This is a genomic window from Cellulophaga omnivescoria (assembly GCF_027915275.1).
In the GTDB taxonomy this organism is placed as follows: domain Bacteria; phylum Bacteroidota; class Bacteroidia; order Flavobacteriales; family Flavobacteriaceae; genus Cellulophaga; species Cellulophaga omnivescoria.
This window is the reverse complement of the sequence record NZ_CP115819.1, coordinates 1320649-1345889: the sequence shown is the minus strand read 5'-3', so window position 1 is coordinate 1345889 and position 25241 is coordinate 1320649. Positions and strand designations below refer to the sequence as shown.

At 33.3% G+C, this 25241-nt stretch carries 21 protein-coding genes and 1 tRNA gene; 12 read left to right on the top strand and 10 right to left on the bottom strand.

Features of this window, described 5'->3' with window-relative positions; translation table 11 throughout:
• Window positions 1–139: 139 nt before the first annotated feature.
• Window positions 140–1291, top strand: coding sequence for a response regulator (locus PBN93_RS05995; RefSeq protein ID WP_077404139.1), 1152 nt, complete (start codon window positions 140–142; stop codon window positions 1289–1291).
• A 77-nt stretch (window positions 1292–1368) separates the two neighbouring features.
• Here PBN93_RS05995 and PBN93_RS05990 read toward each other — a convergent pair whose 3' ends face one another.
• The 7 genes from PBN93_RS05990 to PBN93_RS05960 all read right to left on the bottom strand — a co-directional run bounded on the left by PBN93_RS05990 (window position 1369) and on the right by PBN93_RS05960 (window position 13574).
• Window positions 1369–3006, bottom strand: a complete 1638-nt coding sequence (locus PBN93_RS05990; RefSeq protein WP_271081672.1) for a sodium:solute symporter — start codon at window positions 3004–3006, stop codon at window positions 1369–1371.
• Window positions 3007–3009: 3 nt separating this feature from the next.
• Window positions 3010–4470: a hypothetical protein gene (locus PBN93_RS05985; RefSeq protein ID WP_271081671.1), complete on the bottom strand. Its 1461-nt coding sequence runs from the start codon at window positions 4468–4470 to the stop codon at window positions 3010–3012.
• A 76-nt stretch (window positions 4471–4546) separates the two neighbouring features.
• A complete protein-coding gene (locus tag PBN93_RS05980) occupies window positions 4547–5593 on the bottom strand; it encodes a glycoside hydrolase family 130 protein (protein ID WP_077404133.1) in 1047 nt (348 codons plus the stop codon).
• A gap of 64 nt (window positions 5594–5657) precedes the next feature.
• Window positions 5658–7175 carry a hypothetical protein gene (locus tag PBN93_RS05975; protein ID WP_271081670.1) on the bottom strand — a complete coding sequence of 506 codons (1518 nt, stop codon included), beginning with the start codon at window positions 7173–7175 and terminating at the stop codon, window positions 5658–5660.
• A gap of 58 nt (window positions 7176–7233) precedes the next feature.
• The gene (locus tag PBN93_RS05970; RefSeq protein WP_271081669.1) at window positions 7234–8931 is read right to left on the bottom strand and encodes a hypothetical protein; all 1698 of its coding nucleotides are present in this window, start codon (window positions 8929–8931) and stop codon (window positions 7234–7236) included.
• A gap of 11 nt (window positions 8932–8942) precedes the next feature.
• Window positions 8943–10478 carry a RagB/SusD family nutrient uptake outer membrane protein gene (locus PBN93_RS05965; protein ID WP_271081668.1) on the bottom strand — a complete coding sequence of 512 codons (1536 nt, stop codon included), beginning with the start codon at window positions 10476–10478 and terminating at the stop codon, window positions 8943–8945.
• A 12-nt stretch (window positions 10479–10490) separates the two neighbouring features.
• The gene (locus PBN93_RS05960) at window positions 10491–13574 is read right to left on the bottom strand and encodes a SusC/RagA family TonB-linked outer membrane protein (protein ID WP_271081667.1); all 3084 of its coding nucleotides are present in this window, start codon (window positions 13572–13574) and stop codon (window positions 10491–10493) included.
• Between the two features lie 259 nt (window positions 13575–13833).
• Here PBN93_RS05960 and PBN93_RS05955 point away from each other — a divergent pair, with 259 nt between their 5' ends.
• Entirely contained in the window at window positions 13834–14706 is an 873-nt protein-coding gene (locus tag PBN93_RS05955) for an AraC family transcriptional regulator (RefSeq protein ID WP_077404121.1), read from the top strand.
• A 71-nt stretch (window positions 14707–14777) separates the two neighbouring features.
• Here the strand turns inward: PBN93_RS05955 and PBN93_RS05950 are convergent.
• Together PBN93_RS05950 and PBN93_RS05945 are read right to left on the bottom strand one after the other, a co-directional pair.
• Window positions 14778–14851: transfer RNA gene (locus PBN93_RS05950), tRNA-Ala, on the bottom strand.
• An 11-nt stretch (window positions 14852–14862) separates the two neighbouring features.
• The gene (locus PBN93_RS05945; RefSeq protein ID WP_077404118.1) at window positions 14863–15666 is read right to left on the bottom strand and encodes a universal stress protein; all 804 of its coding nucleotides are present in this window, start codon (window positions 15664–15666) and stop codon (window positions 14863–14865) included.
• Between the two features lie 134 nt (window positions 15667–15800).
• Here PBN93_RS05945 and PBN93_RS05940 point away from each other — a divergent pair, with 134 nt between their 5' ends.
• The 10 genes from PBN93_RS05940 (at window position 15801) to PBN93_RS05895 (ending at window position 24056) form a co-directional block, all read left to right on the top strand.
• Window positions 15801–16301, top strand: a complete 501-nt coding sequence (locus tag PBN93_RS05940; protein ID WP_271081666.1) for a GNAT family N-acetyltransferase — start codon at window positions 15801–15803, stop codon at window positions 16299–16301.
• 13 nt (window positions 16302–16314) lie between these two features.
• Window positions 16315–17649, top strand: coding sequence for an MATE family efflux transporter (locus tag PBN93_RS05935; RefSeq protein ID WP_077404112.1), 1335 nt, complete (start codon window positions 16315–16317; stop codon window positions 17647–17649).
• A 29-nt stretch (window positions 17650–17678) separates the two neighbouring features.
• Window positions 17679–18446, top strand: coding sequence for an enoyl-CoA hydratase/isomerase family protein (locus PBN93_RS05930; protein ID WP_271081665.1), 768 nt, complete (start codon window positions 17679–17681; stop codon window positions 18444–18446).
• Window positions 18447–18452: 6 nt separating this feature from the next.
• On the top strand, window positions 18453–18935 hold the full coding sequence (locus tag PBN93_RS05925; protein ID WP_077404107.1) for a DUF4199 domain-containing protein: 483 nt from the start codon (window positions 18453–18455) through the stop codon (window positions 18933–18935).
• A 338-nt stretch (window positions 18936–19273) separates the two neighbouring features.
• Window positions 19274–19483, top strand: coding sequence for a hypothetical protein (locus tag PBN93_RS05920; RefSeq protein WP_171974511.1), 210 nt, complete (start codon window positions 19274–19276; stop codon window positions 19481–19483).
• 95 nt (window positions 19484–19578) lie between these two features.
• A complete protein-coding gene (locus PBN93_RS05915; protein ID WP_077405308.1) occupies window positions 19579–21171 on the top strand; it encodes a SulP family inorganic anion transporter in 1593 nt (530 codons plus the stop codon).
• Between the two features lie 5 nt (window positions 21172–21176).
• On the top strand, window positions 21177–21950 hold the full coding sequence (locus PBN93_RS05910; protein WP_077405305.1) for a universal stress protein: 774 nt from the start codon (window positions 21177–21179) through the stop codon (window positions 21948–21950).
• 34 nt (window positions 21951–21984) lie between these two features.
• The gene (locus PBN93_RS05905) at window positions 21985–22614 is read left to right on the top strand and encodes a carbonic anhydrase family protein (protein ID WP_077405302.1); all 630 of its coding nucleotides are present in this window, start codon (window positions 21985–21987) and stop codon (window positions 22612–22614) included.
• 195 nt (window positions 22615–22809) lie between these two features.
• Window positions 22810–23259, top strand: coding sequence for a 6-pyruvoyl trahydropterin synthase family protein (locus PBN93_RS05900; protein ID WP_077405299.1), 450 nt, complete (start codon window positions 22810–22812; stop codon window positions 23257–23259).
• Window positions 23260–23288: 29 nt separating this feature from the next.
• Window positions 23289–24056 (top strand): UDP-2,3-diacylglucosamine diphosphatase, encoded by a 768-nt coding sequence (locus PBN93_RS05895; RefSeq protein WP_077405296.1) that lies wholly within the window; start codon window positions 23289–23291, stop codon window positions 24054–24056.
• Here PBN93_RS05895 and PBN93_RS05890 read toward each other — a convergent pair.
• On the bottom strand, window positions 24053–25174 hold the full coding sequence (locus PBN93_RS05890) for an OmpA family protein (protein ID WP_077405293.1): 1122 nt from the start codon (window positions 25172–25174) through the stop codon (window positions 24053–24055). The genes PBN93_RS05895 and PBN93_RS05890 overlap by 4 nt on opposite strands.
• Between the last annotated feature and the right edge of the window lie 67 nt (window positions 25175–25241).

Here is a 25241-nt window from a genome sequence, read left to right as displayed (position 1 = left end):
CTTATAAAACCATTCGTCTACAGAAAATGGTTATTGACCTTACGATCAACTTTTTAGTTGCATAAGCATAGTACCTTTGTATCAGAAAGTTATGGTAAAAAACCTATAGCCTTTTCCCCAAAACAAAAAACCTTAACCTATGAAAATTTTAGCAATTGATGACCAGCAATTAATTTTACTCTCTGTAGAAAAGAAATTAACTGACTTGGGATACCAAGTACAGACAGCGAGTTCTGGTGTAACTGGTATAGAAACTTTTAATAGCTTTAAACCAGACCTTGTAATTGTAGATATAAATATGCCAGATATGAATGGTTTAGATGTAGTAAAACACATTAAAAACAATTCTAATACGGCTATAATGGTTATGTCTGGTAATACAAATGAAGATATAATTTTAGATGGGTTTAACCTTGGTATAGATGACTATATGAAGAAACCCGTAAGTTTAGAAGAAGTAGCAGCAAGAGTAAAGCGTATTGTTGGTGCTCCAGAAGATGCTAAAACTATTACAAAAGTAGAGGGCGCGCAAATGTTGCAAAAAAATTGTGTTGGGGTAGTTATACCTTGTTATAACGAAGCAGATAGGCTATCTAGCGCAGAGTTTAAAGATTTTGCCCAAAAAAATCTAGGTTATCACCTATGTTTTGTAAACGATGGCAGTACAGATAATACCTTAGAAGTTTTAGAAGAACTAAGGAAAGAAAGTGAAAATACCATTAGTGTTTACAATTGTAAAAAAAATGGAGGCAAAGCAGAAGCAGTTCGTCAAGGAGTATTGCATTTAGCTAAAGATCCGCAGTTTGATTATATAGGCTACTTAGATGCAGATTTATCTACAGATTTTAGAGATTTTGATGAGCTTGTGAAGACATTAGAAAACTCAGAATATAAGATTGTTAGTGGCTCTAGAATTAGTAGAATGGGAGCAGATATTACTAAGGAATCTGCACGTAAAATAATAAGTAAAACCATAAACCTTATTATTCAAAATATATTAAAAATGCCATTTAAAGACACTCAGTGTGGTGCTAAAATAATGGACAGAGAAATAGCAACTACAATGTTTAATAAAAAGTTTATTACACGTTGGTTGTTTGATGTTGAGATCTTTATGCGTATGAAAAAGAAATACGGAAAAGATAATGTACAGCAGCTAATTTGCGAACAACCATTAAAAAGATGGATACACGCAGATGGTTCTAAATTATCTATGAAGGACTCTATTAAAATTGTTGGTCAGTTAGCGCAAATAAAAATGCACTACGGAAATAAAAGTTATGAAGTTTAGGTTAAGGTTCTCTTCTAACTAAAAAAATCCCACATTGTTATGATGTGGGATTTTTAATTAACTAAACATAGCCTTTTTTAATAAAATAAGCCATACATAACAAAGCAAGCTATAACTAACAAAACTGCTTGTACTCTAAAGTTTTTATACCAAACAATACCTTGTAATTCTTTGGTTTCATCTATCCAAATTTGTTTAGTCCACGTATTTGCTTCAACCTTTTCTGGAGGTGGTGGAGCAGTGGCCAAACTTACAGCAACAGAAACAACTAAACTTATAATAAGTAATACTGGAGCTAATAATAAAAAGTGAATATTTATTTCTACGTTTAATACATACTTTAATGTCATAATTAAAACGGCAACAGCTAAACCAGCCATTAATCCGCTAAAAGCGCCTTTTGCATTGGCTCTTTTCCAGAACAAGCCAATAAAAAATGTCCCTACAATTGGTGGGGCCAAGTATGAAACTATTTCTTGGTAATAAGCAATAAGAGAATCAAAAGTTTGTATGTAAGGAGCCCAAATAACAGCAATTATTAAAGTAACAACAGCAGTTATTTTACCAACTTTTACCTTTTTAGTGCTACTAGCATTTTTATCTATTTTACTATAAAAATCCATAGTAAATAAAGTAGATACAGAACTTAGTGTTGCGCTTAATGTTGAGGTTAATGCAGATATCATTGCAGATAAAATAATACCAATTAAACCAACAGGTAATAACTTTACAATTAGTCTAGGATATACTTGGTCTGTATTAATGCCATATATTTCTTTTAAATCTATACCACTAATAAGTTCATGTGGTAAATTTTCTACTCCAAATAGGTTTATGCCGCGTGCAATTAATCCTGGTACAATAAATATAAATAAAGTAAATAGGTATAAAAAGCCAACCAAAAGCACACCTTTTCTGCCATGATCTATAGATTTTGCAGATAATACACGTTGTACCATAACTTGGTTGTTAGCCCAAAAATAAAACCCAAGTATAGGAATGCCAATCCACATACCTAACCAAGGTACAGTAGGGTCGTCTAAAGGTCTGGTTAGCTTTAACCAAACACCATCATTAAATTTATCTATAAAAGATTCCCAGCCGCCAATACTACTAATAGCATAGAACGATAAAATTGAAGAACCAATAATTAATACAGCAGCTTGTATCATATCTGCATTAATAGCAGAAGATAAACCACCAATAATGGTATAACTACCTGCAACAGCTGCCATACCTATAATAATCCAGAAAATTTCTACTTCCGGAAAAATCATTTTAATAATTAAGGCGCCTGTGTATAGCGTAGCAGAGGCATCTAAAAAAACGTTACCAATAATTGTAATAAAAGAAAAGTAAGATCTAGATTTGCCATCAAACCTGCGCTCTAAAAACTCTGGCATTGTAAAAATTCCAGATTTTATATAAAAAGGCAAAAAAAACATGGCAAAAAATACCATTATTAAAACCGATATCCAGTTATAATTAAATACTGCAATACCGCTAATAAAGCCTTCCCCAGAATGCCCCATTAGTGTAGAGCTAGATACACTTGCGGCAAATAAAGATAATCCAACCATTGGCCAAGTTAAATTTCTGCCAGCTAAAAAATAGGCATCAGAATCTTTACTTTTTCCATTTTTTAAAGCCCACCATACTATAAAAACAATGTACAATACTAGTACAGTAAGGTCTATATAACTTAAGTTACTCATAATTTAATAATTGTAGGTTGTGTAAAGTAATACGCTTTTTGCAGGAATAGTTATTTGCTTTGAGTCTGATGTAAAACTTAAATTAGTTTGTACTGCTTTAGGAAAGTTATTACCGTCTACAGGTCTGTTTTTTTCACTGTATATAAACTTTTTAAAGTTTTTATTTTGTAAATTTTTGGTGTCTAGTGTAAAAGTTGCGTTTTTGCTACTATTATTTACAATAGAAAACGTAACGTGGTTGTTTGTAGACCAGCCAGATACCATACGTACTTTGTTTAGGTTTAAACCAGTAGTTTTTACAATTTTCATATCTTCTGTAAAGTATCTGGTTAAAATAGACCACGTATAAAACCAAGGTCTTATGTTTTCTTCTTTAGCATCACCAGTTAGTTCTTTGCCAAGAATATTCCACATTCCCCATTTTTTAAGCTGATTTTTTTCGCCTGTATCACCGTTGGTATGCATAGCATCATCTAATCCCCAAGCAATAACGGCATCAAAACCGCTATTCATAGACTGTATTAGTGCATCTGCCATATCTACACCATAGTCATAATCATAAACAGATAATTGACTATCTGGGCTAGCAAACGGGTCTGCCTCATACCTTTTTATGTTTTCGTCTACATATTTTTCAAAACCTATTTCACCTAAAATAAAAGGTTTTTTTGCAACGCTATCTGCAAAAGAAATCATTTTAGTGTAGTGTTTTTCAAAATCACCAGAACGTACAAATTCTTTTGTTGGGTAATCATGAACATCATAAGCAGCTAAAACATCACTTAATTGTAATACTGCTTCTTTAGCCCACTCTTCTCCTGTGTATTTAGATTTATCATTGTTAAAAGGAGTAGCATCTGGGCCAATAACCTTTACGGGTGTTTTTAGTTTTTTTGATGCAAAAGCACTATCTAGTTTTTTAACACCAAGTTTCCACTCGTCCCAATTACCATCTATAGAAGACCAATAACCGTTTGGTTCATTTACCAAATTGTAATACTTAATACAAGTATACTCTTTAGTGTTAACTAGGTAGTCTAGGTGTTCTGCAATACTGTTTAACCATTTAGGATCTGTGGCTCCAGTAAATGCATCTTGCATTTTTAAATGGGTGTCATGTACTTTGTACGGTTGTCCCCATTCTCCAAGTATAACTTTTATGTCGTTTTTTTGGCAGTAGTCTAGTAGCTTGTATAAAGCTTGCATTTCTTGGTTTTCAAAATTAAGAATTGGGTTGCCATTTTTGTCTATACCTTCTAAATACCTCCAATTGGCCTGGTCTAAAACCCTAACAATTTTTGGTTTCATGTAGTCTAACCTTTTAAAAACGGTTTTCCATTTTTTATTGGTCATTAATAAACCCCATTCTGCATCATCTGCATCTGCGTGTGGATACGCAGACCACTCTACACCGTTGCCAATAAACTCAGAAGAAATAATACTATTGTTTTCAATTTTAACCAACTCTTCTTTTTTTACCGATTGGCAAAATGCCAACGGCAAAAAAAGGAGAAGTAAAATGTAATTAAAGAGTTGCTTTTTAAGCATTTTTAAGTTCATTTAATAATTCATCAATATTACATGTTGCAAGGCCAACATACCTGTCTGCAGCACCATAATATACGTATAAAGTATCATCAATAATCATATTTCCAGTAGGAAACACGCAACCTTTGTAAAAGCCGTCAATTTCATAGTCGTGCTCTGGCTCCATAATCCAATTTTTGAGCCTAGATTTTACAATTGTAGGATCTTCTAAGTCTAAAAGAGCTGCTCCAACACGGTAATAACCTAAGCCACCATTTTCTACACCATGGTAAATAATTAACCAGCCATCTTTTGTTTTAAGAGGAGGAGTACTGCCTCCAATTTTTTCTTCCCAACTATTGTTTATGCCGGCAAGTAGTAGTGTACTTGGCTCTTCCCAAACCATTAAATCGTCAGAAAAACGAATCCATATAGAAGGTTTATCACAACCATACTCTTTACCAATCCATTCTTTTGGTCTGTGTAACATTGCATATTTTCCGTTTATTTTTTCAGGAAAAATAATAACATCTCTATCGTCTAAATTACTTTGTGTAATTCTTCCTAAACGTCTGTAATTTTTAAAATCTTTGGTTAGCAATAAGCCAGAGTTGGCAATGTTGTTTTTTAAAACCAACGGAGCATCAGCATCACAATCTGGTAATAAAATTTGATCATGGTCAAAGTTCCAATACTGCCCTGGAGGATGAGGTCTGTAGGCGTAGGTTACATAAAACTCTTCTCCAAATTTAACAATTCTAGGATCTTCTACAGCTCCCATATCTGGCCCATCGGTACTTGGACTAAAAACAGGTTGGTTAGAGCTACGCGTAAAGTTTACACCATCTGTACTAGTGGCTAAACCAAAACGTATTTGATGTTCTTTATCGTTACCAGCGGCTCTGTATAGCATATAAAATGTACCATTCTCATACCAAACACCAGGGTTGCATACTACTAAGCTTTCCCAATCGTTTTTTGGATTTGGACTTAATACCGGATTGTTTTGGTGTTTTTTAAGACGTAATAATCCTGTTTTGTTTTCTGTTACAGTATTCATTCTAATTTTTATTTCCTTATTTGTAAATTACTTTTGATTGATTTTTTAAACTTTAGTTTTTGGCTTATTCCATATTGGTAAATAGTACAAAAGACTCGCCCTCTAGCGTCATATTTACTCCATTTGTAAAGTTTAATTCTTTGTTGTTTTCTATTGGAGTAGCAAAGCCATTTTCATCTACTTTACCAACAAAAGAGCCATCTGCATTAGATTTATAGCTGTATTTGTTTGCAGTAATGTTGCCTAAAAAGTCCGATTTTAATACCAACTCATACGTGCTGTAATGTGAGTTTACAATAGCTATTGTTTGTTTGCCATTGTATGTGCCTACTACGGCGCGTAATCCTTTTTTATTAGGTAACTCTACATTGTAAATATCACTACCAGCAGGGAAAAAGCGAGTTAACAAGGAAACAGGATAAAAGTATGGTCTAATGTTTTCATCACTAGCATCACCAGTGTGCTCTTCGCCTAAAATGTTCCAAAATCCCCAACGTTTTAATTTATCAGACTGGTAATCTCCGTTGTCTGGACTGTTGTACATAGCATCATCCATATTCCATACTAAAGAGCCAGAGAAGCCTTCTCTCATTGCTTGTATTAAGGCATCTGCCATATCTATGCCGTAAAAAGCTTTATAAATCATCATGTTAGAATCTTCACCAGCATATGGGTCGTTAGCAATAGCTTCTTCGTTTTGTAATTTTAGTTCTGCATCTACCTCTGTGTATTTAAATCCTATTTCTCCTAAAACAATACGCTTGTCTGCCGGGGTTATTTTTTTGTATGCGCTAAGCATTTGTGCAAATTCACCATTACGAATTAGTTGTTGTTGTGGGTACACGTGAATGTCATACAAACCTACATTGTCTCCTAAATCTGCCTCAGTTTTTGTTAACCATTCTGTTTGGCTAGCGGTGTTAAAAACGGCAATATCTGGCCCCATAACTTTTAGGTCTGCCAAGCTGTAGTTTTTCATTTCTTCTAAATAAGCTAGCTGTACATTTTTCCAAATGTTGTAATCTCCTTTAGTGCTAGACCAGTCGCCATTAGGCTCGTTAATAATGTTTATGGTTTTAATATTGGTATACCCTTTTTCATTTACTAAATGATTTAAGAATTTTACAGATTTTTCAATCCAATCCATATCTATAGTGCTAATGTCGCCTACGGAATTGTGTCCCCATTCGCCATACGTAATTTCTATATTACGATCTTTAGCATAGTCTAAAATTTTAAAGAGTGATAGTGTCTTTGTAGTCTCGTCATACTCACCATTATTATCATAAGACCAGCCAGAGTTGGTTACAATTCTTAAAAACGGAGGACGCATGAAATCTATACGACTAAATAAAGTGTTCCAATCTGCATCACTAAGTGTTTCTGTACCTAACCAAGTTGGTACCATATCATAACCACCCCATTGTGCACCGTTACCCACAAAATTGGTAGAAACCAATTCTTCAGTAATTACAACTTCTCTATTTTTTTCTACGGAAGTAAATACAGGTTCATCATCATCACAACTTGCAGCAACAAGTAGCATAGGTAGCACAGCGGCGAAAATATTTTTAAGTCTCATATTTTTATTTTTAGTATTGTTGTATCTCCTTAATATTTATAATCAAATTGATGATCTATTATTTACTTAAGTTGTACCACATTTTTTTAGACATGTGTGCAGTTTCTTCGTAACTGTAGTTAGTGTCTGTCCAATTGTATAACTCAGACAAGTACTCTACCTCTGAGGTTATAGCAATTTCAGTTTCAGAATTAATTTCTAGTGTTAAAACAAATACGGCTCCTGAGCTATCTGTAATAGTTACTGTGTCTCCTACAAGTTCCCAAGTTCCTGTACCTGTAGGCACTTTTCTAAACCTAGCATTAAATTCTGTTTCTGGCCAAGTAGTATCATCAGAAACAAAATCTCCGTACTCACCATCAGTACCAGTATTGTTTTCAAATGTGCCGTAAGGGTTGTCTCCGTTTTTACCTTCTACAACAAATGAAATTGTATTGTCTAGTTCTTTGCCAGCGCTAGGCAGGTAATTATTTAAAAGTTCAGTTTTTTCCCAACCCCAGCTTTCCCAGGTAAACATATCACAGTAAACGCCAATTTCAGCAATGTTCCAAGTGCCTGCAATAGATACGGTTGCAGGATCAAAATCTAATTTTAGTTTAATGGTCCACATAACACTTTCTCCTGTTTCTGAAGTAACATTTATGGTAGTAGTGTTGTCCGTAGAGAAATCTAAAGTATTGCCAACACTTGTGTCTGCCGTAGCGGCATAGCTAAGGTTTAAACTGGCAAGCTCTATTGCAGAAATATCTGTACCGTTATCTGCAATAGTAACCGTAATTTCTTTAGCATCTGCATCTATTTGTGTGTCTCCTACTTGGTCTTTAACTGTTAAGCCAGTAATGCTATTACCGGTTTGTATTACACGTTCTTTTGTTAGTGTATACCAAGTTAATTTAGACATATGGGCTAGTTCTTCATAACTCCAGTCAGTATCTGTCCAGCTAAAATTTTCAGCCAGGTAAGGAACTTCAGTTTTTAAATTAACCTCGTTTGTAGCGGTAAGCAATTCTAAATCTAGTTCATACTCTACTTTATTAGCGTCTGTAATAATTACTTTGTTGCGTTCAAAATCTCTTAACCAAGTGCCATTACCAGTTGGTATTTTTCTGAATCTAGAATTAAAGTTCCAACCTTTACTAGCGTCTGAGTAACTACCAAAAGAACCGTCATCACCAGCGTTATGCTCATAATTACCAAAAGGGTTTCCTTTAGCATCTGCACCTTCTACGGTAAAAGTAATTTTGTTGTCTAACTCTGGGTTTAATTCTGCTAAGTAACCAAACATACTTTCATTTTTTTCCCAGCCCCAGCTTTCCCAAGTAAACATATCGCAATACATGCGTACATCACCAATGTACCAAGTACCCTCTAGGTCAGACTTAAATGGTAGTAATGTAACTTCCCAATTAAGGGTTTCACCAGCCCCAGCTGTTACAGCAATTGTAGCTGTACCAGAACTTAAATCTAATGTAGTGCCCTTTTCATTTGCAGAACTTGCACCATATGAAAGTTCAATATTTTTAATCTCTACCTTAGATAAATCTGCTATATTTTCTGTTTTTGCATAAATTTTAATTTTTGCATCATCAAAATTACGTTCTATAATAGCTGTGCCTATTTGGCCTTCTAGTAAAATAGAAACCACATTACGTTCTTTTTGCCAATTGGTACCCTCAACATCTTCTAGAGGATTTTCTGTACAGGCCACAAAAAATAGTGCCAGCACTATAAAGTATATGTTATGTAATTTTTTCATTGCGCTTTAGTTTAGTTGATGTTAGGGTTTAAGTCTATTTCACGTTGCGGAATAGGGTAAAAAGCAACTGCATCTGGAGATAAACCAGCGGCATTGGTTACATTGCTTTGTACTGTGTTTGTACGTCTAAGATCCCATAAACGGTCTCCTTCGTAAGCAAGTTCTCTTTGGCGTTCTTCTACAACTAGTTTTCTAAAGTCGGCCTTAGATAAGCCACCAATACTAGCTAGTTCTGTAGCGTTTGCTCTGCTTCTAATTTGGTTGTATTGTGCTAAACCATCTGCATTGGCAGTAGCTTCTGCATAAACCAATTGTATGTCTGAAAAACGAATTAAGTAGGGTCTTGTACTTGTTTTATCACCCTCAAATAAAGGATCTATGTATTTTCTTGTGAACGGATAAATTACAGTACCGTCTGCTACAGACCCAATTGCTGTACCATTTTGGCTATAAACTTCAGAAACAAACAAATCTGTTTTACGTTTGTCATCTGCATCATATGATGTAAATAATTTATCTGTTGTCTGAAAAACGCTCCAACCATCATGTGTTGGAGAAAAAGTATCATCTGTGTTTTTTAAATAAACTGTAGCCCCATCTATATAAGGAATAAAGTATTTTGATAGTTTAGAGTAATCTCCTTCTTGTGTGCCAGACCTGTCTAATGATAGTATAAAAATATGTTCTGGTCCGTTAGGCGAGTCAACATTATAAATGTTCTGAAGATCTGTGTCATGACTATACTCTCCTTGGTTGTTTAGTACCATACCAGCATACTCTGCAGCTTTAGCATATAAAACATCTACATTTTCTGAAATGGCATTGTATTTAGGAACACCACTTTCTTTAGCAGAGGCAGCAAATAAGTACACTTTAGCAAGTAATGCCTGTGCAGCAACTTTATCTGCACGACCAGTAACTCTGTTTACTTCTAAATTATCTATTGCCCTAGTTAAATCGTCTATTAAAAAGGCATATACCTCTTGCATATCTGCAGGCAATGTAGCTGTGGTTTCATCTAACTTATCTATTAAAGATTTTTGTAGAGGAGCTAAGCCAAAAGCTTTTACAGCGTTAAAGTGGTTGTAAGCTCTTAAAAACAAGGCTTCACCTAAAATACGTTTTTCATCTTCTGGATTAAAACCTTTGCCCTCTATATTTTCTATTACTGCATTTGCGCGGTTTACAGCAATATATATAGATCTGTAATACTGTGTTAGTAATTGGTTTTGGGCTGTTACCTCCCAATTTACAAATGCTTGTGCATCTGCACCTTCATCTGCCTTAACCACGCAATTGTCTGATGCTAACTCTGTAAAATAATAGGTTACAGGAGCATAACTAACCAGTGTAAGTGCATCATAAGCATATAAAATAGCTGCTTCTGCGTCTTCTATAGTTTTGTAGAAGTTTTCATCAGAATAAAAACCCGTAGGTTCTACATCTAAACTCTCACAAGAAGTACCACCTACTACAAGGGTAAGTGCCACTATTAATTTTTTAAATTGCTTCATTTTCAATTCGTTTATTATTGTAAATGTTTTCATTTTTAACTGGTTTTAAAAGGTTAGTTCTACGCCTAAAGTCCAGTTCCTTAACTTAGGGTAACCACCCCAGTAAATACCATCTCCTCCTAATTCTGGGTCATAACCATTAAAATCTGTTATGGTAAATAGGTTGGTTCCGTTCATAAAAATTCTACCTTTTTTAAACCAAGCCGTGTTTAAGTTTGTAATGTTGTAGCCAACAGAAAGGTTTTGTAGACGTACAAAGCTTCCTTTTTCTATAAACCAGTCAGACATGTAAAGTGTGCGTCCGTCTCTTAAGCTTGGGTAGCTGTTTGTAGTGTTGTCTTGCGTCCAGCGTAATGGTATGTTTCCTGGCTCACTAAAAGCTTTGGTATTAAAAATATCTTGACCAAAACTACCGTTAAAGAATAAAGAAATATCAAAATTTTTGTAGCGCCCATTAAGATTTAAACTTGCTGTAAAATCTGGATTAGGATTACCAATTATAGTACGGTCGTTTTCATCTATAACACCATCTTCATTTAAGTCTACATACTTAAACTCTCCTGGTTGCGCTAAGTTGCCCTCTAGGCCAGCAGCTAAGCCTTCGGTTTCAGTTTGTATAATGCCATCTACTTTATAGCCATAAAATACATTTATAGGTTGCCCAACAGCTAAGATGTTTGGTATAGCACGGAAAGCTTCTACTTGGTTGCCAGAAAACTCATATTTAATACCGGTTAACGCATCAGTATTTAAACCTGACGAAACCGCATTACCAAGGCTAACAACTTTGTTTTTGTTTCTAGAGAAAATAAACATACCGTTTAAGCCCCAATCTTCTTTATTAACCATAGTACCATCTAAAGTAATCTCTACACCTTGGTTTTCTATTTCGCCATCATTAACCCACATTTTATCATAAGAAGAAGAAGGGGAAAGCAAACGCTCACGTAATAAGTCTGACGTATGTTTTTTGTAATAATCTGCAGTAACTTTTAATCTGTTATTAAAAAAGGCAAAATCTGCACCAATGTTAAACTGCTCTGTAGTTTCCCATTTTAAATCTGGATTAGGAATACCTCCCCACGTTTTTTTACCACTCTGGCTATCTTGCCCAACCACATAGCCAGGACCAATTGTTGTTTGCCAACGCCCGTTTACGTAGTATTGATCTTGCCCGTACCTGCTATTAATTAAGTAAGGAGAAATGCCTTGGTTACCAGAGATACCGTAACTAGCACGTAGTTTAAGTTCATCAAAAATGTTTAAGTTGTTTATAAAATCTTCTTTATGTAATTTCCAACCTAAGGCTCCAGAGGGGAACATAGCCCATTGGTTGTTTTCTCCAAATTTAGATGAGCCGTCTGTACGCATCGTAAAAGTTACCAAATACTTGTCGTCATAAGAATAATTTAAACGGCCAAGGCCAGAGTACATAACGGTTTCAGAAAGGCTATTGGCAACAGATTGTTTTTCTGGGTTACCAGTAGCTAGGTTGCCATTACCTAAAGATTCGTTTAAAAAATCATACGCTTTTAGCTCAGATGTTCTTGCCTCATACCCTTGGTAAGAGAAACCACCCATAGCTGTAAAATTGTGTAGGTTGTTAAAAGTGTTGTTGTAGGTTAAAAAGGTTTCTGCAACGGTTTCACTACTTTCCCAATTATTAATACCACCAGAACCATTATTAAAAGTACCATCTTCAGTATAAATTTTAGGGTTATAATAATCTGTAATAGAACGCCCAAATTTGTGGTTTACTTGAGTTTTTAGTTTAAGGTTTTTTGTAAAATCTACCTCTATAAAGGCAGAACCTATAAAATCTAAAAATTTATTTTTATTAGTTCTGTTTTCTGTTAAAGCAATTGGGTGAGAATAGTCTTGTGCACCTGCTAAAAAATAATCGTTAACAGGGTTATTGTCAATATACACAGGAAAAATAGGGTTGCGCCAGTAAGCTAATCCACCATTGTTGTTTTGGTTTCCTTTAGAGTAAATAACGTTACCACCAATGGTAACTTTGTCATTGTAAATTTTATGAATTACGTTTAAATTAACATTTAATTTTTCATAATCATCATTAATATAAACACCTTCGTTGGTGTAATAAGTTGTACTTAAACTAAACTGTGTGCGGTCTGTTTGGCTACGTACAGCAACATTTGTGTTGTTAGACACGGGATCACGAAAAACAATATCATCCCAACGTGTGTTGTATGCCCAGCTACCATTTTTAAGTTCGCTAACCGATGGGTAATACACACCATTAGCATCATTGGCACCAATATAAATAGGCGTAAAACCACCATTAATTCTACTTTCATTACTTAGTTCTGCCATTAAAACAGGGTCTCGCCAAAGGTTTAAATCAGACGTAAAACTAGCATACGTATTTTGCTGAGACACCGTAACCTCTGTAGTGTGTTTAGCTCCTTTTTTGGTAGTAATCATAATTACACCATTTGCACCTCTAGAGCCGTAAATTGCAGCTGCAGAAGCATCTTTAAGTACTTCCATAGAAGCAATATCTTGTGGCGATATTTGTTTTAAATCTCCGGCATAACCAATAGGAAAACCGTCTACAACAACAAGAGGGTCATTACCGCCGCGTAAAGAGCTACCACCTCTAATTCTAATAACAGCGCCAGCACCAGGATTGTCTGATGGTGTAGTTACTTGTACACCAGCAACTTGCCCTTGCAGTAAACCGTCTATAGAATTTGCAGGTTTATTAGGAATATTATCCATTTCTACCGAAGTAACAGAACCGGTTAAATCGCTCTTTTTTACAGAACCATAACCAACAACAACCACCTCAGATAATTGTTCTAAATCTTCAACTAACTGTACGTTTACAATGTTGTTTTCTGGTATCGCAATCGTTTTAGTAACAAAGCCAATGTAAGATATTACTAGCATATCTTTAGGACTATCAACTTCAATAGTAAAGTTTCCGTCAAAATCTGTAGTGGTTCCGTTTGTGCTAGAACCCTGCTCCATAATGGTAACACCAAGTAGAGGAACACCGTCGTTAGATTTTACTGTTCCGGTTACCTTAATTTGTGCAGTAGCCGTAATGCCTACAATTAAGAAAACAATAAAAATCATACTTTTTTGAAACTCATATTTCATTAGTTCATGAATTTTTTAGTTAGTAATTAAGTTGTTTACAAAAGAATAACATATGGTTAACATTAATTTTGTAAATGATGTTAAATAATGATACTTATATGAATTAAGCATTGTATTTTGCTTGTTTTAATTAAAATTTGTTGTGTTTTATAAGTAGTTTTTAAGTTATTTTTATTTAATTTGATAAAAAATGTAGTCATTTATTTACATTTTAATATAATTGATGGCTTATTTTTTACAAATATGATTTGATACTATTATGAATAAAGAAGCGCGTATTTTAAGAGAACTGGTACCAATATCTGAAGATGATTTTTTTATTGTATTAAATCATCATTCTGCAAAGTTTGATTTTCCCGTTCATTTTCATCCAGAATTAGAACTTAATTTGGTGTTAAATTCATCGGGGAAAAGAATTATTGGAGACTCTATACAAGAGTATGTTAATAACGATTTGGTTTTGGTTGGCCCTAATACTCCGCATGCTTGGACAGGTGAAGACAAAAACACAAATGCACATGTGGTAACCGTACAGTTTCATGAAAAGTTTTTATCTGAACTAGCATTAAACAGAAAATTAATGTTGCCTATAAGGGATTTAATAGAAAAATCTAAAAGAGGTATTTTATTTTCTAAAGAAACAATAGCAGTTTTAAAACCAAAAATATTGCGTTTGTCCGAGTCTCAGGATTTTGATTCCTTACTTAACTTTTTATCTATTTTGTATGATTTGTCTATTGCACGCAATACAAAAATGTTGGCATCCCATTCTTATGTAGACCATTATACCATACATAAAAGCAGAAGAATAGAGAAGGTAAATAATTATATAAAAGAAAATTTGCATCAAAAAATACCTTTAAAAGATGTGGCAAGTTTGGTAAATATGTCTGAGTCTGCATTTAGTCATTTTTTTAAAAAAAGTACAAATTCATCATTCTCAGACTATGTTAGTGATTTACGCTTGGGGCATGCAGCAAGGCTACTTATAGAGACAGAACGCTCTATAAACGAAATTTGTTTTGATAGTGGTTTTAACAACATATCTAACTTTAATAGAACTTTTAAACGTAAAATGGGCTATACACCAAGCTATTTTAGAGACCAACAGAAGTTAATAACTAAGCATTAATTTATTGAAATCTACAATTAAAAACCCCTTTACGTTTAGTAAAGGGGTTTTTTAATAAAATTGTTTTTTTGTGGAGAATACCGGAGTCGAACCGGTGACCTCTTGCCTGCCAGGCAAGCGCTCTAGCCAGCTGAGCTAATCCCCCAAGTAAAAAACTTAATCTTTTTTAACGCTTAATACTAACACTGGTACAGGTGCAAAAAACTCTGCCTTTGCTATGGTATTTTTCTCCCATAATTTTTTAAAAAAGCCTCGTTTTCTTCTAAAAACACACAACATATCTGGTTGTTTGGTTAAAAAGTGCTCTAACACACCAAGGTACGTAGTTGCATTTTCTGTAAGTGTCATTTTAGAGCTAATATCTAAAAGTGCTGTATCTACTTTTAAGTCATCATCTGTATAGCCAGGAGTTTTTACCAATAACAAATTTACAGTACAGTTAAATTTCTTTTTAATGGTAATTAACGGGTTTAGTATTCTTTTTCGTTTTAAAATACCAGATTTAAATGCGGTAAGTATAGAGGTTACAGGCTTAAACACATAACCTTTAGGAACTATTAAAGTAGGAATATCTGTTTGCTTAATAATTTTACCAGAAGTGTTGCCTAGGTAATTACCTTCATTAACATCATTACTTCTAGGAGCCATAATAATTAAGTCTATTCCTAAATATTGCTTGTCTATTTTTTTTAAGCCTTCAATAATATCACCTTGGTAGGTGGCTATTTTTATTTCAGTTCCTTTTTTATCAACCTTATGTATAACATCTAACAATTGTTCTCTGCTGTTTTTTTCTATTTTATCTGTAGCATTTGCTAAACTACCGGCACCAGCAGATATTACATTAAAAATTTCCATTACATAAATAGTGGCGTCAAAATTTTTAGCAAAATCTACGGCATATTGTAATGTTTCATGATTTTCTGTAGATGTTCCTATAGGAACCAATATGTTCTTCATTTTTCTCTTTTTTCAGTTTAATTAGGTTACTAGATCTGCACATTATTGGCTTGGTTAATGGCCAATTAAAAATACTAGTACATTTTATCAGTTGTATTTTATACTCTAAATTTACAATTTAATTTATACCTCTAATGATTCGTTTAGCAAAAAAATCAGAAATTGATAAAATTATTACGGTTACAAAAGCTTGTGCAGCTTTTATGATTAAAAATGGTATTTACCAATGGAACGAGCACTACCCAAGTAAACAGGCTTTTTTGCATGATATTGCACAAGAAGAACTTTTTGTTTTAGAGGTTGATAAAAAAATAATAGGAACCATTGTACTCTCTACGCATATGGATGATGAGTACATACCAATTAAATGGCTAACAAGTAATGAAGCTAACTTGTACATACACAGATTATCTGTGCACCCAGATTACCAAGGCCAAGGTTATGCACAAAAGTTGATGAATTTTGCAGAATCATACGCAAAAAGTAATGGTTTTTTATCTGTACGTTTAGATACATTTAGCATAAACAAACGCAATGTTAATTTTTACCTAACCAGAGGCTATAAAAAATTAGGGGATATATTTTTTCCTAAGCAAAGCGAACATCCTTTTCATTGTTTTGAACTAGTTTTATAAAATCCACTTTTTTTTGAATAAAATTGTAAATCTTAAAAACATAAATAAGCTAGCTATACCGGCTACAATTGCGGGTATATCAGAGCCATTATTATCTATTACAGATGCAGCTATTGTTGGCAATATTCCTAAGTTTGGACTAGAGTCTTTGGCAGCAGCAGGTATTGTAGGCTCTTTTTTATCTATGCTTATTTGGATTCTTGGGCAAACCAGAAGTGCTATTTCTGCTATAATATCTCAATATTTAGGAGCTGGCCGTTTAAACGAGGTTAAAACATTACCTGTACAAGCTATTTTTTTTAACATACTACTTAGTATTATTATACTGCTTTCTACTGTTTTTGTTATAGAAGAAATATTTGTGTTCTTAAAGGCAAAAGATAAAATTTTAGAATTTTGTGTGTCTTATTATGGTATTAGAGTTTGGGGGTTTCCTTTAACCTTATTTACGTTTGCAGTAATGGGCATTTTTAGAGGCTTGCAAAATACAAGTTGGCCAATGGTAATAGCCCTAATTGGGGCTGTATTAAATATATTTTTAGATTATATTTTTGTGTACGGCATACAAGGCGTTTTAGAGCCAATGTATTTAGATGGTGCTGCGTGGGCAAGCTTAGTTTCACAAGCAGTTATGGCAATAATAGCCTTCTTTTTATTGGTTTTAAAAACAGATATTAGTCTAAGGCTACGTTTTCCTATACACCCAGAGCTGGGACGTTTGGTAATTATGAGTTTAAACTTATTTGTACGTGCATTGTCTTTAAATATTGCATTGGTTTTAGCAGTAAGGGAGGCAACAGATTTGGGAGATAGGTTTATTGGGGCACACACAATAGCTATAAATGTATGGTTGTTTTCTGCTTTTTTTATAGATGGTTATGGCGCAGCAGGTAATATTATAGGAGGTAAATTACTGGGAGCAAAAGATTATAATAACCTTTGGCTTTTAGCAAAAAAAATAATGCAGTATGGAGTAACTGTAAGTGTTGTGTTAATGCTGTTAGGTTTTGCTTTTTACTATCCTATAGGCAGAATTTTTTCTAATGAACAAGTGGCTTTAGATACTTTTTATGCTGTTTTTTATATTATAATTTTAAGCTTACCAATTAATGCTGTAGCTTTTGTGTTAGACGGACTTTTTAAAGGTTTAGGGGAAATGAAATACCTTAGAGACACACTTTTAGATGCTACTTTTTTAGGTTTTATACCTATGTTAAACCTAAGTAAAGAGTTAGGTTGGGGCTTTACAGGAATTTGGTTGTCTTTTGTGGTTTGGATGCTAATAAGAGGTGGTGCATTGGTGGTTAAATTCATTACAAAGTTTCGTCCCCTGTTACAAAAAGCGTAATTTTGGTTTTTACATAGTAAAAAGGTTTTATGGGCACAACAAGAACAAATGGTAGTTTATATACCAGTATAGATAATAAAATAGCAACAATAGAATTTGGGCATCCGGCAAGTAACTCATTTGTGGCAGAATTGTTAGATAGGTTAACGAAAGAAATTTTAAAACTATCAGGAGACCAAACAGTTAATGTTATTGTTTTAAAGTCTGAAGGAGAAAAAGCTTTTTGTGCAGGTGCTTCATTTGATGAGTTAATGGAAGTGACCAACTTAGAAGAAGGGCAACAATTTTTTAGTGGTTTTGCAAATGTTATTAACGCTATGCGCAAATGCAAAAAACTAATAGTTGGGCGTGTACAAGGCAAAACAGTTGGTGGCGGTGTTGGTTTAGCTGCAGCTTGTGATTATGCTTTTGCTACAGAGGCGGCATCTATTAAATTGTCTGAACTATCTATAGGTATTGGCCCATTTGTAATTGCTCCGGCAGTAGAACGCAAAGTTGGTAAAAGTGGTTTAGCAGAACTATCTTTAGCTGCTACAGATTGGCAAAGTGCATATTGGGCAAAAGACAAAGGTTTGTTTGCTAAGGTGTTTGGTTCTATTAAAGAAATGGATAAAGAGATTGAGATTTTTACAGAAAAATTGGCGTCATATAACCCAGAAGCCTTGCAAGAAATGAAAACAATATTGTGGCAAGGAACAGAAAATTGGGATGACTTGTTAAAAGAAAGAGCAATAATTTCTGGTAAATTAGTATTGTCAGATTTTACTAAAAATGCATTATCAAAATACAGAAAATAAACTTTTATGAATAAGTTTAAAACAGAGATAAAATGGGGTTTTATCTTTACTGGTTTTGCACTTTTATGGGCATATATAGAAAAACAATTGGGCTGGCATACAGACCACGTTAGTAAGCACTTAATATATACTAACTTATTTGGTATAGTGGCTATTGTACTATATGTTTTAGCTTTAAGAGATAAAAAACAAACAGATTATAAAGGTGTAATTACCTGGAAAGAGGGTTTTATTAGCGGTATTGTTTTAAGTGCAGTAATAGCTGTATTAAGTCCGGCAACACAATACATAACCCAGGTATATATTTCTCCAGAGTATTTTTCTAATATTACAACGTACATTGTAGGTGCAGGAAAAATGACTCAAGAAAACGCAAAAGAATATTTTAATATTAACAATTATATACGACAAGGGATATTTACTGCGTTATCTATGGGAGTGGTAACAGCAGCAATGGTGTCTTTTATCATTAAAAATAAAAAGAATTAAAAAATAAGAAGATTATGGGCGGAGATATTGTATTTCCATTACTAGCATTATTTGTAGTAGGTGTTTATATTTTTAACAGAGTTAGAAACAGTAAAAAGTACAAAAGAAAATAACCCTATTATTAGGTTTTATTTTTAAATAACTTAAAAAATAGAAGTTAGGGTTGTTTAAAAAAATATTTTTATTAACATTTTTTTTAGGATTAGCTATTTTTATATAGTACCTTTTAATTTATATTTGTATACTTCAGATTTTTAAAATAAATGTATAAAAAGATAATATCTATATTTTTTACTCTATTATTCTTGGCGTTTTTATCTGCGCCAACAATAATTACTATGGTAAACGATACTATAGATATTTCTGCATTTTATTCGTTTTCTGAAGAAGAAGATAATTGCGCTAAAAAGTATTTAAGCGTAGATAATTTTTCTGAAACAAACGTGTCTTACGTTTTAAAAAGGGAAACTCAAGGATATTCAGATAAAAAATATCCTAGACCACTAATTAACCTTGTTTCACCTCCTCCCGAGTTTCACGTAGCATAAGTAAACTTTAACTACGCGCCGCAGTGTAGTTGTCATTAATTTAATTAATACCCTCTTGACAAAAATAAACTCAAGAGGCAAAAAGTACTATGTATATGTTTAAAAATTTAAAAAGCGACTTACCAGCTAGTATTGTCGTATTCTTTGTTGCATTACCATTATGTTTAGGTATTGCATTAGCAAGTGGAGCGCCACTTTTTTCAGGTTTAATTGCCGGTATAATTGGTGGTATTATAGTAGGAGGCCTAAGTGGTTCTAGAGTTGGAGTTAGTGGTCCTGCTGCAGGTTTAGCAGCTATTGTATTAACTGCAATTGGCTCATTAGGAGGTTATGAAAACTTTTTGGTAGCAGTTGTTTTAGGAGGTGTAATACAATTGGTTTTTGGGTTTTTAAAAGCTGGTATTATTGGGTATTACTTTCCTTCTTCTGTAATTAAAGGGATGCTTACAGGTATTGGTATCATTATTATTTTAAAACAAATTCCGCACTTTTTTGGTTATGACGCAGAACCAGAAGGTGCAGATAGTTTTATAGAGGCTTCTGGTGAAAATACATTTTCTGCTATATTCAATATTTTTGATAATATAGCAGTTGGTCCTACAGTAGTAGGTCTTATAAGTTTAGGTATATTATTACTTTGGAGTAATGTTCTTGTTAAAAAAGGAAAGTTTTTTGAGGTAATACAAGGTCCACTAGTAGCTGTTGCCGTTGGTATTATATTTTACGCAGTAACACAAACTAACGATGCTTTAGCAATTTCAACTGCACATTTAGTAAGTGTGCCTGTGCCAGATAGTTTTGATTCTTTTCTTGGGCAGTTTAGTTTTCCAAACTTTTCGGCAATTACTAATCCTGCAATTTGGGTTACGGCTTTTACTATTGCTTTAGTTGCCAGTTTAGAAACTTTGTTGTGTGTAGAAGCTACAGATAAACTAGACCCAGAAAAAAGCGTAACTCCTACAAACAGAGAGTTGTTGGCGCAAGGTACAGGTAATATCATTTCCGGTTTAATTGGTGGTTTGCCAATTACACAAGTAATTGTAAGGAGTTCTGCAAACATACAGTCTAATGCAAAAACAAAAATGTCTGCCATTTTACACGGATTTTTGTTATTAATATCTGTAGTGCTTATTCCTAAGTTGTTAAATATGATTCCATTATCTGTATTAGCAGCAATTTTATTAATTGTAGGCTATAAGTTGGCTAAACCAGCATTGTTTGCTAAAATGTACAAATTAGGTTGGAAACAGTCTATCCCATTTTTTGTAACAGTAGCAGGTATTGTTTTTACAGATTTATTAATAGGTATAGGCTTAGGTTTAGCTGTTGGTATAGTTGTAATTTTACTTAAAAGTTACCAAAACTCTCACTTTTTGCACATAGAAGATAATAGTAATGGCAGGAACAAAATTAAAATGTCTCTTGCAGAAGAAGTTACCTTTTTTAACAAAGGAGCTATTTTAAAAGAGTTAGATAGTTTACCTGAAAACACCTATTTAGAATTTGATGTTACTAAAACCAGGTATTTAGATTATGATATTATTGAAATTTTAGAAGATTTTGCCTTTAAAGCAAAAGAACGTAATATTGATATTAAACTAATATCTAAAAGGGGTATAGTAGAAAACCCAGATAGTTTCATAGAATTTTTTAAACTAAGACCAAAATCTAAAATTAGTTTAAGCTAGTTACTATGTTAAAAAAGAAATATAAAATTCTTGTATTATCAGATTTAAAAAAGTCAACAGTATCTACTGTAAAAAGTACTGTTAACCTTGCAAAAATGATAAACGGAGATGTCTCTTTTTTCCATGTAAAAAAAGCATCTGATGTAGTTGTTAGAGACAACCAACTGTCTGCTATGCGTGCTATTAATGAGCAGTACAATAGTACAGACCGTATTATTAGTGCTATAACTAAACCAATTTCTAAAATACAAAACATTAAAATTAATCATAGTTTTGCCTTTGGGAACGTTAAAAACGAAATTGCCAGACAAATAGAAGAGCAACAACCAGATATTATTGTTTTAGGAAAAAGAAAGCCGAAAATGATAAATATTATTGGTGATCACATCACAGAGTTTGTTCTTAAAAATTACAAAGGTATAATTATGATTGCTGCTAATGATGGTGCCGTTAAGCCTATAGATACATTAGCATTAGGGGTTTTAAATAAAAATAAAGAAGAATTAAATTTAAAATTTACCCAGGATTTAATTAAACATAGTAAACAACCATTAACCTCTTTTTCTGTAGTAGAAAAAGGATACAATGTAGCGCATACACAAAGCGCTAATGATGAAGTAACCTATGTTTTTGAGCAAGGAGACAATGAAATTCAAAAGATATCTAATTGTTTGGTAAAAAGCAATGTAAACTTATTGTGCGTAAATAGGGCTACTAAAGGTTTGCATAACGTAATAGATAAAACAAATGTATCTTTAATCCTATATGCCAATACATAGTAAAAACATAAATTTTAATAAAAAAATATAATATATGAAAGCACATACTAAAGAAACGCAAGCAACAATGACCCCAGAGAAGTCTTTGCAATTTTTAAAAGAAGGAAACCAAAGATTTCAGAGTAATTTAAAGGCAAACCGTAATTTATTAGAACAAGTTAATGATACTAGTGAAGGTCAGTTTCCGTTTGCTACTATTTTAAGTTGTATAGACTCTAGAGTATCTGCAGAATTGGTTTTTGATCAAGGTTTAGGAGATATTTTTAGTGTGCGTATTGCTGGTAACTTTGTAAACGAAGATATTTTAGGTAGTATGGAGTTTGGCTGTAAATTAGCTGGTACAAAGCTAATTGTAGTTTTAGGTCATACTAGCTGTGGCGCAGTAAAAGGAGCTTGTGATAATGCAGAATTAGGTAATTTAACAGCAATGTTAAGTAAAATTAAGCCTGCAGTAGAAGCAGTATCAGAACCTGCAGATGAAAGCTTACGTAACTCTAAAAACTTAGAGTTTGTAGATAATGTAGCAGCTAAAAACGTACAACTTACTATAGACAGGATTGTTGCAGAAAGTGAAGTTTTAGCAGAAATGCAAAGCAAAGGCGAAATTAAAATAGTGGGTGCAATGTATGATATTAATTCTGGTGCCGTTACTTTTTTTGAATAGAAAATCAGAAACAAATAGCTTTATAACAGCGTTTTTTAAGCGCTAAACTAGTTGTAAAGTAAGCTTATAAATCTCTATCATTAGAAAAAAAGACAATTGTTATGGTCTTAATTAACTATTTGGTAGAGATTTTATTTGTTCTTAAGTAAAAACATCTGCCGTAAAATAATACCTTTGCAGTGCAAATAAGTAACTATGAGTAATATTAGAATAACAAAACAGTTTAGTTTTGAAACCGGTCATGCATTATATGGTTATGATGGTAAATGTAGAAATGTACACGGACATAGTTATAAATTATCTGTTACCGTTATAGGTTCTCCAATAGCAGACAATACAAATGTAAAATGGGGAATGGTTATAGATTTTGGCGATCTTAAAAAGATAGTTAAAGAAGAAATTGTAGATGTGTATGACCATGCTACGGTTTTTAATAAAAACACACCACATATAGAGTTGGCAAATGAGTTAATGCAAAGAGGACACAGTGTAATACTTGCAGATTACCAACCAACTAGTGAAAATATGGTGATAGATTTTGCAGCAAAAATTAAAGCCAGATTGCCAGAAAATATTAGTTTACACTCTTTAAAACTGCAAGAAACAGACTCTTCTTTTGCAGAATGGTACGCGGCAGATAACTAAAAAAATCTGTTTACGTATCTTTACTAGCAATGAAAAAAATTACAATTCCTAAAGGTAAAAAAGTATACTTTGCAAGTGACAATCACTTGGGTGCGCCTACTATGGCAGAAAGCAAGCCAAGAGAAAAAAAGTTTGTAGCTTGGTTAGATGAGGTTAAAAAAGATGCTGCTGCAATTTTTTTACTAGGAGATATGTTTGATTTTTGGTTTGAGTATAAAACAGTGGTTCCTAAAGGTTTTACCAGAACTTTAGGTAAGCTAGCAGAACTTACTGATGCGGGAATACCAGTGTATTATTTTGTAGGTAATCATGATCTTTGGATGGATGGTTATTTTGAAGAAGAATTAAATATACCAGTTTACCACACACCACAACAGTTTTTATTTAATAATACGTCATTTTTTATTGGTCACGGAGATGGTTTAGGACCACATGATAAAGGGTATAAAAGAATGAAAAAGGTGTTTACAAACCCTGTTTCTAAATGGTTTTACAGGTGGTTGCATCCAGATATTGGAGTGTCTTTAGCACAATATTTTTCAGTAAAAAACAAAGCAATTTCTGGTGATGATGATGTAAAGTTTTTAGGCGAAGATAATGAGTGGTTGGTGCAATATGCAAAACGTAAATTAGAAACCAAACATTACGATTATTTTGTTTTTGGACACCGTCATTTACCAATGACTATAGACCTAAACGGAAAATCTACCTACATTAACCTTGGCGACTGGATTGGTTACTATACCTACGCAGTTTTTAATGGCGAACAATTAAGTTTAGAAAAGTTAGAAAATTAATTTTCTAGCATCTTAAACTCTACCCTTCTGTTTTGTGTACGGCCTTCTTCAGTAGTGTTATCTGCAATAGGTTTGCTACTGCCATATCCTATCCATTTTACACGGTTTTCATCAATTCCGCTATCAATTAAATAGCTCGCTACAGCTTTAGCACGTTGGTTACTAAGTTCTAAGTTACGTTCTTTAGAACCAACAGCATCGGTATGCCCATAAATCTCTATAGAAAGCTTGTTATTGTTACGTAAAATAGTAGCAAGTACATTTATTTCTTCTTCAGAGGCAGTTAATAAATCGGCCTTGTTAAACTCAAATAAAACATTTTTAAACGTGTATACTTTATTGCGCTCTATTTTTGGTGTAGCATCTGCTTTTTGTGGTACAGTTTCAGCATATAAAGGAGGCAATTCTCGGTCTTTTGCTTCAACGCTAACATCATCTATGTAGTAGTATGAGAAATCTTTTTCGTTTACTTCAGAAACCTTCATTTTTTGCGTTCTACTATTACTAGCAAAATTTCCAATGGTAAAATTAGTTTCATACCCTTTAGCGGTAAAAGGTATGTAAACTTGCATCCAAATTTGTTTGCTTTTATAAAAAATAGGATCTACCTGCATGTAATGGTCGTATACCAAACCATTAATTTTAGACAGTGTTTTGTGTGTAACTAAGGTTTTTTTACTGTTTGTTATGGCAGAACCAGCAATAGGTTTGTTACTAAAAACAATACTAAAATCAGAAATTGCAAGCGTAGCATAATCCGCTAAGCTTACATAAAAGGTAACAATGTACTTTTTGTCTTTTTCTAGCTTTTCACTTAAAGAACCTTGTATGTATTCTCTATAATCTTTGTTAGAATAGGTAAAAATGCCAGCGTAAGCAAAACCGCTTCGGGCTATTTGTTTTCCGTTATGATTTAAAAAACCAACAGTTCTGCTACAAGAGTTTAAGTAATCTGTAGTGCCTTGTAGTGCAGACCAATCTAGAACGTTACCACTAAATTTACCAATGTCTTCTGGGCAATGTTTATAATCTTCAAAGCTAGAGTTTTTAACCAAATTTTGTGCAGAGCCAATTGCACTAACAAGTACTACAAAACATACCGTAAATAATATTCTCATTTTTTTATGTAGGTTGATAACTGCCTGTTTATGAGCTGTAGTGCAAATTTAGCCAGTTTTTTATCCT